General features: G+C 54.9%; 13 protein-coding genes, 1 tRNA gene, 1 rRNA gene and 1 riboswitch. Of the genes, 8 read left to right on the forward strand and 7 right to left on the reverse strand.

Annotated features, from left to right (window positions below; all coding sequences use genetic code 11):
• Position 1 precedes the first annotated feature (1 nt).
• From thiS to rsd, 5 genes are all read right to left on the reverse strand, one after another.
• Positions 2–202, reverse strand: a complete 201-nt coding sequence (gene thiS, locus HV107_RS11275) for a sulfur carrier protein ThiS (RefSeq protein WP_182063255.1) — start codon at positions 200–202, stop codon at positions 2–4.
• Complete coding sequence (locus HV107_RS11280; RefSeq protein ID WP_182063256.1) at positions 186–941, reverse strand: thiazole biosynthesis adenylyltransferase ThiF; 756 nt, start codon at positions 939–941, stop codon at positions 186–188. The genes thiS and HV107_RS11280 overlap by 17 nt, the downstream gene beginning before the upstream one ends.
• Positions 934–1,569 carry a thiamine phosphate synthase gene (gene thiE, locus HV107_RS11285; RefSeq protein ID WP_182063257.1) on the reverse strand — a complete coding sequence of 212 codons (636 nt, stop codon included), beginning with the start codon at positions 1,567–1,569 and terminating at the stop codon, positions 934–936. The genes HV107_RS11280 and thiE overlap by 8 nt, the downstream gene beginning before the upstream one ends.
• Complete coding sequence (gene thiC / locus HV107_RS11290; protein WP_182063258.1) at positions 1,569–3,464, reverse strand: phosphomethylpyrimidine synthase ThiC; 1,896 nt, start codon at positions 3,462–3,464, stop codon at positions 1,569–1,571. Before thiC ends, thiE begins: the two co-directional genes overlap by 1 nt.
• Positions 3,465–3,542: 78 nt before the next feature.
• Positions 3,543–3,656: riboswitch (TPP riboswitch) on the reverse strand.
• A gap of 54 nt (positions 3,657–3,710) precedes the next feature.
• Complete coding sequence (gene rsd / locus HV107_RS11295) at positions 3,711–4,208, reverse strand: sigma D regulator (RefSeq protein WP_182063259.1); 498 nt, start codon at positions 4,206–4,208, stop codon at positions 3,711–3,713.
• Positions 4,209–4,303: 95 nt separating this feature from the next.
• On the opposite strand from rsd, the gene nudC reads away from it, so the two are divergent.
• From nudC to HV107_RS11325, 6 genes are all read left to right on the forward strand, one after another.
• Entirely contained in the window at positions 4,304–5,077 is a 774-nt protein-coding gene (gene nudC, locus HV107_RS11300; RefSeq protein ID WP_182063260.1) for an NAD(+) diphosphatase, read from the forward strand.
• Positions 5,078–5,117: 40 nt separating this feature from the next.
• Positions 5,118–6,182: a uroporphyrinogen decarboxylase gene (gene hemE, locus HV107_RS11305; protein ID WP_182063261.1), complete on the forward strand. Its 1,065-nt coding sequence runs from the start codon at positions 5,118–5,120 to the stop codon at positions 6,180–6,182.
• Positions 6,183–6,191: 9 nt separating this feature from the next.
• Positions 6,192–6,863, forward strand: coding sequence for a deoxyribonuclease V (nfi, locus tag HV107_RS11310; protein WP_182063262.1), 672 nt, complete (start codon positions 6,192–6,194; stop codon positions 6,861–6,863).
• A gap of 41 nt (positions 6,864–6,904) precedes the next feature.
• Complete coding sequence (locus tag HV107_RS11315; RefSeq protein ID WP_014068465.1) at positions 6,905–7,495, forward strand: YjaG family protein; 591 nt, start codon at positions 6,905–6,907, stop codon at positions 7,493–7,495.
• A gap of 186 nt (positions 7,496–7,681) precedes the next feature.
• Positions 7,682–7,954, forward strand: coding sequence for a nucleoid-associated protein HU-alpha (hupA, locus tag HV107_RS11320; protein ID WP_002445246.1), 273 nt, complete (start codon positions 7,682–7,684; stop codon positions 7,952–7,954).
• A gap of 11 nt (positions 7,955–7,965) precedes the next feature.
• Positions 7,966–8,658, forward strand: coding sequence for a DUF1481 domain-containing protein (locus tag HV107_RS11325; RefSeq protein ID WP_182063263.1), 693 nt, complete (start codon positions 7,966–7,968; stop codon positions 8,656–8,658).
• A 45-nt stretch (positions 8,659–8,703) separates the two neighbouring features.
• On the opposite strand, the gene purD is transcribed toward HV107_RS11325, so the two are convergent.
• Complete coding sequence (gene purD / locus HV107_RS11330) at positions 8,704–9,996, reverse strand: phosphoribosylamine--glycine ligase (protein WP_182063264.1); 1,293 nt, start codon at positions 9,994–9,996, stop codon at positions 8,704–8,706.
• A 15-nt stretch (positions 9,997–10,011) separates the two neighbouring features.
• Positions 10,012–11,601, reverse strand: coding sequence for a bifunctional phosphoribosylaminoimidazolecarboxamide formyltransferase/IMP cyclohydrolase (gene purH, locus HV107_RS11335; RefSeq protein ID WP_182063265.1), 1,590 nt, complete (start codon positions 11,599–11,601; stop codon positions 10,012–10,014).
• Between the two features lie 561 nt (positions 11,602–12,162).
• Between purH and HV107_RS11340 the strand changes: the two genes are divergently transcribed.
• Positions 12,163–13,702: ribosomal RNA gene (locus tag HV107_RS11340) — 16S ribosomal RNA — on the forward strand.
• 86 nt (positions 13,703–13,788) lie between these two features.
• A tRNA-Glu gene (locus HV107_RS11345) sits at positions 13,789–13,864 on the forward strand.
• Positions 13,865–13,965 lie beyond the last annotated feature (101 nt).

Here is a 13,965-nt window from a genome sequence, read left to right on the forward strand (position 1 = left end):
ATCAACCCCCTGCGATAACCTGAAACAGCAGGATGTTGTCGCCTTCGCGCACCTGCTGATGCTCCCACTGCTCACGCGGCAGGATCTGTTGATTAAGTGCCAGAGCTGTTCCCGGCTTCAGTTGGCGCAATTTGTCGAGCAGTATGGCGATGGTGAGCCCATCGTCGCACTTCAGCGGTTCGTCATTAAACAGAATGCGCATTCTGGCCTCCACACACCGGACATTGGCTTGCGCGGTGTAACGCCAGGTGTCGCCAGCCGCCAGAGCGGGCATCAAACAGCCGCAGCGTATTGCGATCCGTCTCCATATCGCTGAGTAACTTAATGGCCTCCAGTGCCTGCAATGTCCCCATTACACCCACCACAGGCCCAAGAATGCCCGCGGTGCGGCAGTTGCGTTCCGGCTCGGCATCGTCTGGCCACAGGCAGCGATAGCACCCCTGCGCCCAGGGCGGCGTGAGCACCATCATTTGCCCGCCGAAACCGACCGCACTGGCGGTGATCAGCGGCGTGTTATGTGTTACGCAGGCGGCGTTGATGGCCTGGCGGGTTGCCATATTGTCGGTGCAATCCAGCACAACATCCGCAAGCGCCACTTCGCGTAGCAGGTCTTCACCCGCCAGACGCTCTTGCAGGGCGATAAGTTCGATATCAGGGTTGAGCTGGTTTAGCCGCTGCCGGGTGATACGCGCTTTGGGCTGGTTAATATCGTCGGTGGTAAAAAGGATCTGGCGTTGCAGGTTGCTGAGATGCACGTCGTCGTCATCCGCCAGCACCAGCGTACCCACGCCCGCTCCAGCCAGATACAGCGCGGCGGGCGTCCCTAATCCTCCCAGCCCGACAACTAACACCCGGCTTTCAAGAAGTTTTTTCTGGCCGTCGATAGCGATATCTTCCAGCAGTATCTGCCGGCTGTAGCGCATAAAGTCGCGATCATTCATCACCTGCTCCTGCCAGCTGTAACAGCTGTTCGGTGGCGGCCTGCCAGTCTGCGGCCTGGGTGATGGCGCTGACGACGGCAATACTGCCAACGCCCGTCTCCAGCACAGCCGGAGCCCGTTCAAGGCTAATGCCGCCGATGGCGACGGTCGGATAATCGGTCAGTCGCTGAATATGACCAGCCAGCTGCCCAAGCCCCTGGGGTGCTGAAGGCATCTGTTTGGTCTGTGTCGGGAAGACGTGGCCAAGTGCGATATAAGAGGGGCGTGCGGCGAGCGCCACATCGATCTCCATGTCGTCGTGGGTTGAGACCCCCAAACGCAGTCCGGCTTTACGGATAGCGTCCAGATCCGTTGTCTCCAGGTCTTCCTGACCCAGGTGCACGCCGTAAGCCTGGTGCTTAATGGCCAATCGCCAGTAGTCGTTGATAAACAGGCGGGCCTCATAACGACGCCCCAGTTCAATGGCGGCGACCACATCGGCCTCCACCTCTTCATCACGTTTATCTTTGATGCGCAGCTGGATGGTGCGAACGCCTGCCTCCAGCAGGCGCGCAATCCACTCAACGCTATCCACTACCGGGTAAAGCCCTAGCCGAAAGGGAACCGGTGGGAAATCAGGCTGATACATTACGCCTCCTCTTTTTTGAGGTAGATTTCGCCGCCTTTTGCGCGGAAGTTATCTGACATGTCCGCCATGCCCACTTCAATAGCCTGTGCCGCTGCGTAATCACGCACTTCCTGGGTGATTTTCATGGAGCAGAACTTTGGCCCGCACATGGAGCAGAAGTGCGCCACTTTACCGGATTCCTGTGGCAGGGTTTCGTCGTGGTAGGCGCGGGCGGTGAACGGGTCGAGCGCCAGGTTGAACTGATCTTCCCAGCGGAATTCGAAGCGTGCTTTCGACATCGCGTTATCACGGATTTGCGCGCCCGGATGGCCTTTCGCCAGATCCGCTGCGTGGGCGGCAATTTTGTAGGTGATCAGACCCTGTTTGACATCTTCTTTGTTCGGCAGACCGAGGTGCTCTTTCGGCGTTACGTAGCAGAGCATGGCGCAGCCGAACCAGCCGATCATCGCCGCGCCAATCCCGGAGGTGAAGTGGTCGTAGCCTGGCGCGATATCTGTGGTCAATGGCCCCAGAGTATAGAACGGCGCTTCGTGGCAGTGCTCCAGCTCTTCGGTCATGTTGCGGCGGATCATCTGCATAGGGACATGTCCCGGGCCTTCAATCATTACCTGCACGTCATACTCCCAGGCGATTTTGGTCAGTTCGCCCAGCGTATGCAGTTCGGCAAACTGCGCTTCGTCGTTGGCATCCTGAATCGAGCCTGGACGCAGGCCATCACCCAGTGAGAGCGAAACGTCGTAGGCCGCGCAGATTTCGCAAATCTCGCGGAAGTGCTGGTACAGGAAGTTTTCCTGATGGTGCGACAGGCACCATTTGGCCATGATTGAGCCGCCGCGCGAGACAATCCCGGTCAGGCGTTTAGCGGTCATCGGCACATAACGCAGCAGCACACCGGCGTGGATGGTGAAATAGTCCACACCCTGTTCAGCCTGCTCCAGCAGCGTATCGCGGAAGGCTTCCCAGGTGAGGTTTTCGGCGATGCCGTTCACTTTTTCCAGCGCCTGATAAATGGGCACAGTACCAATCGGTACCGGGCTGTTACGCAGGATCCACTCGCGGGTTTCGTGGATGTAACGTCCGGTAGAGAGGTCCATCACCGTGTCTGCACCCCAGCGGGTAGACCAGACCAGTTTTTCCACCTCTTCTTCAATGGAGGAGGTCACCGCCGAGTTACCAATGTTGGCGTTGACCTTCACCAGGAAGTTACGCCCGATGATCATCGGCTCTGATTCAGGGTGGTTGATGTTCGCAGGGATAATGGCGCGCCCGGCAGCCACTTCGTCACGCACAAATTCCGGGGTGATATTTTCCGGCAGACGCGCGCCGAAACCTTCTCCTGGATGCTGGTGGCGCAGCACTTCACCGCGAATACGTTCACGTCCCATATTTTCGCGGATGGCGATGAACTCCATTTCCGGCGTGACGATACCCTGGCGCGCATAGTGTAGCTGGGTTACGCATTTGCCTGCTGAGGCGCGTTTCGGGGTCAGCAGGCCGGTGAAGCGCAGCTCGTCCAGACCGTCGTCGGCCAGGCGCTCTTTGGTATATGCGGAGCTTTGCTCGTTGAGTTCTTCGCTGTCATTACGGGCGTCAATCCACGGCTGGCGCAGCTTTGCCAGACCCTGCTGAACGTTGATCGCAATCTCAGGATCGCCATACGGGCCAGAGGTGTCATACACCGGGATCGCTTCGTTATCTTCAAACTGCGGATCCTCTTTGCTGCCGCCAATGAGCGTTGGGCTAAGCTGGATTTCACGCATCGGGACGCGGATATCCGCCTGAGAGCCGGTAATGTAAATGCGGTTTGAGTTCGGGAAAGCAGTGCCTTCCAGGGTGTCGATGAAGTGTTGTGCTTGTGCGCGTTGTTCGCGACGGGTCAGTTTAGTGGTAGACATAGCTCATTCCAAAAGTGAAGGACATGGCTTGTCAGACGACGGATGAAGCAAGAGGAGATCGCCCAGGGGCGATACAACAGCAGTGTAACTCTTGTTCCCTTCGCAGGTATTAGCCTGATCAGGTTCCGCGGATCCCGAATTAACGGTCTCAGCCCGCGTTTTTGCAAACGCTGGGCACTCCGACAAGAAAAATCCCCCTCGTGAGAGGGGCGAATGTTTGTAAATTACTCGTTAACGATTAAGAACTCAAGCAGGCCGCGCGATGTTCTCTTCGTTACTGATGTTCAAATCGTTGTCCAGCGCGAGGGCGATCAGCTTATCTTCCAGCGTAAATCGCTCTTCCAGGGCTTCGCCAAGATCGGACAGCGCCTGCTGGAACTCAAGATAGTTATCGTGATCAATAGCGTTCTCAAGCGTGGAGTCGTAGTAGTCCATAATCTGCTGAGTGTTGGCTTCCAGCAGCGGATAGAGTTTGCTGGCCGCTAAATACGGCGTTGTCCCTTCCATTTCGCGGATAATACGTTCATAAATATTGAAATGGCCGTCGGACAAGTAGTCGACCAGGCTCTGACAAAAATCATCCAGCGCTTTTTCGTTCAGGCGCATGTAGGATTCTTTGCCAGGCTTAATGCCGACCAGATTGTAATAAGCCACGAGCAGATGCTTGCGTACATGTAGCCAGCGATCCACCAGTTTGTTACTTCCTCCAACGCGCTCTGTCAGGCTTTCCAGCTGGTTTAACATGTTCGACTCCGCAAGGTTTAGAATTGAATCTGCTTACCCAAAATTTAACCACGATGCTAACAACATGTCAGTGAAGCGAAGGTAGTGCAATAGATATGGATCGTATTATTGAAAAATCAGATCTCGGTTGGTGGTTAGTCAGTTACGAACAAAAATTATGGTTGCCCGCAGGGGAAATACCCTATGGCGCGGCAGAAAAATTCGATCTTGTGGGCCAACCTGCGCTGAGGATCGGCGAGTGGCAGGGCGATCCTGTGTGGATGATCCAGCAGGCCCGCCGTCAGGATATGGGATCGGTTCGTCAGGTACTCGATCTTGATGTCGGGCTGTTCCAGCTGGCTGGCCGCGGCGTGCAGCTGGCGGAGTTTTACCGTTCGCATAAATACTGCGGCTATTGCGGCCATACCATGCATCCGAGCAAAACCGAATGGGCGATGCTGTGCAGCCACTGCCGGGAACGTTACTACCCGCAAATTGCGCCGTGCATCATTGTCGCTATCCGCCGGGAAGATTCGATCCTGCTGGCGCAACACACCCGCCATCGCAACGGCGTACACACCGTGTTAGCCGGATTCGTTGAAGTGGGTGAGACGCTGGAGCAGGCCGTAGCACGCGAAGTCATGGAAGAGAGCGGGATTACGGTGAAAAACCTGCGCTATGTCACCTCACAGCCGTGGCCGTTCCCGCAATCACTGATGACCGCGTTTATGGCCGAATACGACAGCGGCGAGATCGTTATCGACCAGAAAGAGCTGCTGGAGGCGAACTGGTATCGTTACGACGATTTACCGCTGTTACCGCCACCGGGCACCGTGGCGCGCCGGCTGATTGAAGATACCGTAGCAATGTGTCGGGCTGATGCTGAGTGACATGTTACACTGAGGCCATGACGCTTAAGGAACTGCAAAAATGACCGAACTGAAGAACGATCGTTATCTGCGTGCGCTGCTGCGCCAGCCCGTTGATGTCACTCCGGTGTGGATGATGCGCCAGGCTGGCCGCTATCTCCCGGAGTACAAAGCCACCCGTGCCCAGGCGGGGGATTTTATGTCGCTGTGCAAAAATGCGGAACTGGCTTGCGAAGTCACGCTCCAGCCGCTGCGACGTTATCCACTGGATGCGGCGATCCTCTTTTCGGACATTCTGACTATCCCTGATGCCATGGGTCTTGGGCTGTATTTCGAAACGGGCGAAGGCCCACGTTTCACCTCTCCGATTAAGAGCAAAGCCGACGTCGATAAGCTGCCGATCCCAGACCCTGAGGGTGAGCTGGGCTATGTGATGAATGCGGTACGCACCATCCGCCGTGAGCTGAAAGGCGAAGTGCCGCTGATTGGCTTCTCCGGCAGCCCGTGGACGCTGGCGACTTACATGGTTGAAGGCGGCAGCAGCAAAGCCTTTACCGTGATCAAAAAGATGATGTATGCCGAGCCACTGGCGCTGCATGCGCTGCTCGACAAGCTGGCGAAGAGCGTCACGCTGTATCTGAATGCCCAAATTAAAGCGGGTGCGCAGTCAGTGATGATTTTCGATACCTGGGGTGGTGTGCTGACCGGGCGCGATTATCAGCAATTCTCGCTCTATTACATGCACAAAATCGTTGATGGTCTGCTGCGCGAAAATGAAGGCCGCCGCGTGCCGGTAACGCTGTTCACCAAAGGTGGCGGTCAGTGGCTCGAAGCGATGGCAGCAACAGGCTGTGACGCGCTTGGGCTGGACTGGACGACCGATATCGCTGATGCACGTCGCCGCGTGGGCGACAAAGTGGCGCTGCAAGGCAATATGGACCCATCCATGCTGTATGCACCGCCTGCACGTATCGAAGAAGAGGTCGCAACTATTCTGGCGGGCTTTGGTCAGGGTGAAGGCCACGTCTTTAACCTCGGCCACGGTATTCATCAGGATGTACCGCCTGAGCACGCGGGTGCGTTTGTGGAGGCGGTACACCGGTTGTCTGCGCAGTACCACAAGTAAGGAATAGCTATGGATCTCGCGTCATTACGCGCTCAGCAGTTGGAACTGGCATCATCGGTGATCCGCGAGGATCAACTCGATAAGAATCCGCCGCAGTATATTGGTGGCGCCGATGTGGGGTTTGAGCAGGGCGGGGAGGTGACGCGAGCCGCGATGGTGGTACTGAAGTACCCTTCGCTGGAGCTGGTGGAATACAAGGTAGCGCGTATCGCTACCACCATGCCTTACATTCCAGGTTTTCTCTCCTTTCGTGAATATCCCGCGCTGCTGGCCGCGTGGGAGCTCCTCTCGCAAAAACCTGACCTGCTGTTCGTTGACGGGCACGGTATTTCTCATCCGCGCCGGTTGGGCGTTGCCAGCCATTTTGGCCTGCTGGTGGATGTGCCAACGATAGGTGTCGCCAAAAAGCGCCTGTGCGGTGCGTTTGAGCCTCTTTCTGCCGAAGCGGGCGCACTCGGCCCCCTGATGGATAAAGGCGAGCAGCTGGCATGGGTCTGGCGCAGTAAAGCGCGCTGTAATCCGCTGTTTATCGCCACCGGGCACCGGGTCAGTATGGACAGTGCGCTAACGTGGGTGCAGCGTTGCACAAGAGGATATCGTTTACCGGAGCCAACACGCTGGGCGGATGCCGTTGCATCACAGCGACCGGCTTTTATTCGCTGGCAGGAAATTCAGCGATGATTCAGGTAAACTGCCGCTAATTTCCGATTCGAGACATCATCATGTTACAAAACCCGATTCATCTGCGCCTTGAGAAGCTGGAAAGCTGGCAGCACGTCACTTTTATGGCTTGCCTGTGCGAGCGCATGTATCCCAACTACGCCGCGTTCTGTAAGCAGACGGAATTTGGTGATGGCCATATCTATCGCCGTATTCTGGATCTCATCTGGGAAACGCTGACCGTCAAAGACGCGAAGGTGAACTTCGACTCTCAACTTGAAAAGCTGGAAGAGGCCATTCCGGTAGCGGATGATTTCGACCTGTACGGTGTCTATCCGGCAATTGATGCCTGCGTGGCATTAAGTGAACTGATTCACTCCCGTCTGAGTGGCGAAACCCTGGAGCACGCCATTGAAGTCAGTAAAGCATCGATTACTACCGTTGCGATGCTGGAAATGACCCAGGAAGGTCGCGAAATGACCGATGAAGAACTGAGAGCGAACCCCGCAGTTGAGCAGGAATGGGATATTCAGTGGGAGATTTTCCGATTACTGGCAGAGTGCGAAGAACGCGATATTGAGCTGATCAAAGGGCTTCGTGCGGACTTACGTGAGGCCGCCGAGAGTAATATTGGTATAATTTTTAACCAATGAGTCAACAAAACGTGATTTAACGCCTGTTTTGTCACTCCTCGACTCTTCCCTTTCGCCCCCCGTCTGGTCTACATTTGGGGGGCGAAAAAAAGTGGCTATCGGTGCGTGTATGCAGGAGAGTGCTTTTTTGGCATTTTCGTCGCACTCGATGCTTAGCAAGCGATAAACACATTGAAAGGATAACTTATGAACAAGACTCAACTGATTGATGTAATTGCGGACAAGGCTGATCTGTCTAAAGTGCAGGCTAAAGCTGCTCTGGAATCTACCCTGGCTGCTATTACTGAGTCTCTGAAAGAAGGCGATGCTGTACAACTGGTTGGTTTCGGTACCTTCAAAGTGAACCACCGCGCTGAGCGTACTGGCCGCAACCCGCAGACCGGTAAAGAAATCAAAATCGCCGCAGCTAACGTGCCGGCATTTGTTTCTGGTAAAGCACTGAAAGACGCTGTTAAGTAAGACGCGTGGCAGTGAACAGTTTTAACGAAGGGGCGGTAACGCCCCTTTTGTCTGTCTGGCGTGGTGCACTCGCGCTGGCCGGCGTGCTGTTGCTGTCAGCCTGTAGTCATGACTCCTCTCTGCCACCGTTTACCGGCAGCGGCTACGCTGACAATCAGGGAGCAGTCAGGATATGGCGCAAAGATTCTGGCGGGGAAGTTCATCTTCTCTCTGCCTTCAGCCCGTGGCACAGCGGCGATACCTCAACCGCTGAGTACCGCTGGCAAGACGACACCCTGTCGCTTATCGAGCTGAATATCTACAGTAAGACCCCCGAACATGTCCGTGTGCGTTTTGACGACCATGGCGAGCTGAGTTTTATGCAGCGTGAAGTGAGTGGGCAAAAGCAGCAACTTTCCAGCGATCAAATCGCCCTCTATAAATACCGTGCTGAACAAATTCGTCAGACCAGCGATGCGCTGCGTCAGGGACGTGTCGTGCTGCGTCAGGGACGCTGGCATGTGGATGGTACGGTCACCACCTGCGAAGGGCAGACGGTGAAGCCTGAACTTGAAACCTGGGCGATACAACATATTCAACGTCGACAGCAAAAGTCGTCGGTTGAAGTGAGTGTATCCTGGCTGGAAGCACCGGAAGGATCTCAGCTGCTGCTGGTGGCGAACGAAAATTTCTGCACCTGGCAGCCGATGGAGAAGAGTTTCTGACGTAATTTCCCTCTCCCGGTGGGAGAGGGTTAGGGTTAGAGGGTATTACTCGCCCTGCTCACGCGCTATCGCGCGATAACCAATATCCCGGCGGCTGAAGCTACCGTTCCAGTGAATATCTGCCATCAACGCATACGCACGCTTCTGAGCCTCTGCGACGGTATTGCCAAGCGCAGTCGCGCACAGCACGCGGCCACCGTTGGTCAGCACGCGATCGTCATCAGACAGTTTCGTCCCCGCATGGAATACCTTACCGCCTTCAGTCTCTTCCAGCGGCAGACCGTGGATTTCGTCACCGGTGTTGTAGTTACCCGGATAACCGCCCGCAGCAATCACCACGCCCAGAGAAGCACGTTCGTCCCACTCGGAGTTTTTCTCGTCCAGCTTGCCTTCGCAGGCCGCCAGACACAGATCAACCAGATCGGATTTCATGCGCAGCATGATCGGCTGAGTTTCAGGATCGCCAAAGCGACAGTTGAACTCGATAACCTTCGGATTACCCTGCTTGTCGATCATCAGGCCCGCATAGAGGAAACCGGTGTAGGTGTTACCTTCGGCCGCCATGCCTTTTACGGTTGGCCAGATAATGCGATCCATCGTGCGCTGATGCACGTCATCAGTCACGACCGGAGCCGGGGAGTACGCGCCCATACCGCCAGTATTCGGGCCGGTATCCGCATCGCCAACACGTTTGTGATCCTGGCTGGTGGCCATTGGCAGTACGTGCTCGCCGTCGACCATCACGATAAAGCTCGCCTCTTCACCGTCGAGGAACTCCTCGATAACAATACGGTGGCCAGCGTCACCAAACGCGTTGCCTGCCAGCATATCCTGGACTGCAGCTTCTGCTTCTTCGAGGGTCATCGCCACGATAACACCTTTACCGGCAGCCAGGCCGTCGGCTTTAATAACAATCGGCGCGCCTTTTTCACGCAGATAAGCCAGGGCTGGCTCAACTTCCGTGAAGTTCTGGTATTCCGCAGTGGGAATATTGTGGCGAGCGAGGAAATCTTTGGTGAACGCTTTGGAGCCTTCGAGCTGCGCGGCGCCTTCGGTTGGACCGAAGATTTTCAGGCCCGCAGCGCGGAATGCATCAACCACGCCAATCACCAGCGGAGCTTCCGGGCCAACGATAGTCAGGTCGATCTTCTCGTTCTGGGCAAAGCTCAGCAGCGCCGGGATATCTGTTACGCCGATAGCCACGTTTTGCAGCGCAGGCTCCAGCGCCGTACCGGCGTTGCCTGGTGCGACAAAGACGGTTTTCACCAGCGGGGATTGTGCTGCTTTCCACGCCAGAGCGTGCTCGCGCCCGCCGTTACCAATCACTAATACTTTCATTGTCTGCTCCGTGGATTAATGGCGGAAGTGGCGCATGTCGGTGAAGATCATCGCAATGCCGTGTTCATCGGCTGCGGCAATCACTTCGTCGTCACGAATGGAACCGCCAGGCTGGATCACACAGGTGATACCTACAGCTGCGGCAGCATCGATACCGTCACGGAACGGGAAGAAGGCGTCAGACGCCATGGCGGAGCCTTTCACTTCCAGACCTTCGTCACCTGCTTTGATGCCGGCGATTTTGGCAGAATAAACGCGGCTCATCTGGCCTGCGCCTATTCCGATGGTCATGTTCTCTTTTGCATAAACAATGGCGTTGGATTTCACGAACTTCGCCACTTTCCAGCAGAACAGCGCATCACGCAGTTCCTGCTCGGTTGGCTGGCGCTTAGTTACAACGCGCAGATCACCCGCCGTGACCATACCCAGATCGCGATCCTGAACCAGCAGGCCGCCGTTCACGCGTTTGAAGTCCAGGCCTGATACGCGCTCAGCCCACTGACCGCAAACCAGCACGCGCACGTTCTGTTTTGCGGCGGTGATTTTCAGGGCTTCTTCCGTGGCAGATGGCGCGATGATCACTTCAACAAACTGACGGGAGATGATGGCCTGTGCGGTTTCAGCATCCAGTTCGCGGTTGAAAGCAATAATGCCGCCGAATGCAGAGGTCGGGTCAGTTTTATAAGCGCGATCGTAGGCATCCAGAATAGAGGTGCTTACCGCCACGCCGCATGGGTTTGCGTGCTTCACAATAACGCAGGCTGGCTCGCTGAACTCTTTCACACATTCCAGCGCGGCATCGGTGTCGGCAATGTTGTTATAAGAGAGCGCTTTGCCCTGAACCTGCTGTGCAGTCGCCACAGATGCTTCTTTTACTTCTTCTTCTATATAGAAGGCAGCCTGCTGGTGGCTGTTCTCACCGTAACGCATATCCTGCTTCTTAATGAAGTTCAGGTTCAGGGTACGTGGGAAGCGACCAGACGGCTCACGGCTTTCGCCATGATAAGCTGGCACCAGGCTACCGAAGTAGTTGGCGATCATGCTGTCGTAAGCGGCGGTGTGTTCGAAAGCTTTAATGGCGAGGTCGAAACGCGTATCCAGAGTCAGGGAGCCTTCGTTGGCATCCATCTCATTAATAATAGCAGCGTAGTCGTTGCTCTTAACCACGATGGCAACATCTTTATGGTTCTTGGCAGCGGAGCGCACCATGGTTGGGCCACCGATATCAATATTCTCTACTGCATCTTCCAGAGAGCAGCCTTCGCGGGCAACGGTCTGGGCAAATGGGTAGAGGTTAACAACAACCATGTCGATCGGCGCAATATCATGTTGTTCCATAATACCGTCATCCTGGCCGCGACGGCCAAGGATGCCGCCATGCACTTTCGGGTGCAGAGTTTTCACGCGTCCATCCATCATTTCCGGGAAACCGGTGTAATCGGACACTTCGGTAACCGGCAAGCCTTTATCTGCTAACAGGCGAGCAGTTCCGCCAGTAGAAAGCAGCTCTACACCACGTGCAGAAAGTGCCTGAGCGAATTCGACGATACCGGCTTTATCAGAAACACTGAGCAGAGCGCGGCGGATTGGACGACGTTGTTGCATGGTAAATCCCCTGGATTTCACGATTACAGTGAGCGTTAGATGAATTTTCCACAAAAAAACTCAGCTAACACCCCTAACGGGACATCCTTGTCAGGCGCGAGCATTTTAACGAAAACGTTTGCGCAACGCTCGCGAATTTTCACTTTTTCGTAGTATTGTGGATAAGTCTGTGTGTAAAAAGGTATAAGGCGGGGTTTTGCTGTGGAATGCAGCAGTCAGTCATTTTTCTGCAATTTTTCTATTGCGGCCTGCGGAGAACTCCCTATAATGCGCCTCCATCGACACGGCGGATGTGAATCACTTCACAAACAACGCGGTCGGTTGAAGAGAAAAAATCCTGAAATAACGGGTTGACTCTGAAAGAGGAAAGCGTAATATACGCCACCTCGCAACGGTGAGCTGAAAGCCACGTTGCACTGCTCTTTAACAATTTATCAGACAATCTGTGTGGGCACTCAAAGTGACATGGATTCTTAACGTCGCAAGACGAAAAATGAATACCAAGTCTCTGAGTGAACATACGTAATTCATTACGAAGTTTAATTCACGAGCATCAAACTTAAATTGAAGAGTTTGATCATGGCTCAGATTGAACGCTGGCGGCAGGCCTAACACATGCAAGTCGAGCGGTAACACAGGGAGCTTGCTCCTGGGTGACGAGCGGCGGACGGGTGAGTAATGTCTGGGAAACTGCCTGATGGAGGGGGATAACTACTGGAAACGGTAGCTAATACCGCATAACGTCGCAAGACCAAAGAGGGGGACCTTCGGGCCTCTTGCCATCAGATGTGCCCAGATGGGATTAGCTAGTAGGTGGGGTAACGGCTCACCTAGGCGACGATCCCTAGCTGGTCTGAGAGGATGACCAGCCACACTGGAACTGAGACACGGTCCAGACTCCTACGGGAGGCAGCAGTGGGGAATATTGCACAATGGGCGCAAGCCTGATGCAGCCATGCCGCGTGTATGAAGAAGGCCTTCGGGTTGTAAAGTACTTTCAGCGAGGAGGAAGGCATTAAGGTTAATAACCTTGGTGATTGACGTTACTCGCAGAAGAAGCACCGGCTAACTCCGTGCCAGCAGCCGCGGTAATACGGAGGGTGCAAGCGTTAATCGGAATTACTGGGCGTAAAGCGCACGCAGGCGGTCTGTCAAGTCGGATGTGAAATCCCCGGGCTCAACCTGGGAACTGCATTCGAAACTGGCAGGCTAGAGTCTTGTAGAGGGGGGTAGAATTCCAGGTGTAGCGGTGAAATGCGTAGAGATCTGGAGGAATACCGGTGGCGAAGGCGGCCCCCTGGACAAAGACTGACGCTCAGGTGCGAAAGCGTGGGGAGCAAACAGGATTAGATACCCTGGTAGTCCACGCCGTAAACGATGTCGACTTGGAGGTTGTTCCCTTGAGGAGTGGCTTCCGGAGCTAACGCGTTAAGTCGACCGCCTGGGGAGTACGGCCGCAAGGTTAAAACTCAAATGAATTGACGGGGGCCCGCACAAGCGGTGGAGCATGTGGTTTAATTCGATGCAACGCGAAGAACCTTACCTACTCTTGACATCCAGAGAACTTTCCAGAGATGGATTGGTGCCTTCGGGAACTCTGAGACAGGTGCTGCATGGCTGTCGTCAGCTCGTGTTGTGAAATGTTGGGTTAAGTCCCGCAACGAGCGCAACCCTTATCCTTTGTTGCCAGCGGTTCGGCCGGGAACTCAAAGGAGACTGCCAGTGATAAACTGGAGGAAGGTGGGGATGACGTCAAGTCATCATGGCCCTTACGAGTAGGGCTACACACGTGCTACAATGGCATATACAAAGAGAAGCGACCTCGCGAGAGCAAGCGGACCTCATAAAGTATGTCGTAGTCCGGATTGGAGTCTGCAACTCGACTCCATGAAGTCGGAATCGCTAGTAATCGTAGATCAGAATGCTACGGTGAATACGTTCCCGGGCCTTGTACACACCGCCCGTCACACCATGGGAGTGGGTTGCAAAAGAAGTAGGTAGCTTAACCTTCGGGAGGGCGCTTACCACTTTGTGATTCATGACTGGGGTGAAGTCGTAACAAGGTAACCGTAGGGGAACCTGCGGTTGGATCACCTCCTTACCTTAAAGAACCTGCCTTTGTAGTGCTCACACAGATTGTCTGATGAAAAGTAAATAGCAAGGCGTCTTGCCGAAGCAGACTTCAGTGTCCCCTTCGTCTAGAGGCCCAGGACACCGCCCTTTCACGGCGGTAACAGGGGTTCGAATCCCCTAGGGGACGCCACTTGCTGGTTTGTGAGTGAAAGTCGCCGACCCCCGTATCTCAAAACTGACTCAGCGAGTCATGTTTGAGATATTTGCTCTTTAAAAATCTGGATCAAGCTG

Origin of the sequence: Enterobacter sp. RHBSTW-00175, assembly GCF_013927005.1 — a bacterium.
Taxonomy (GTDB): domain Bacteria; phylum Pseudomonadota; class Gammaproteobacteria; order Enterobacterales; family Enterobacteriaceae; genus Enterobacter.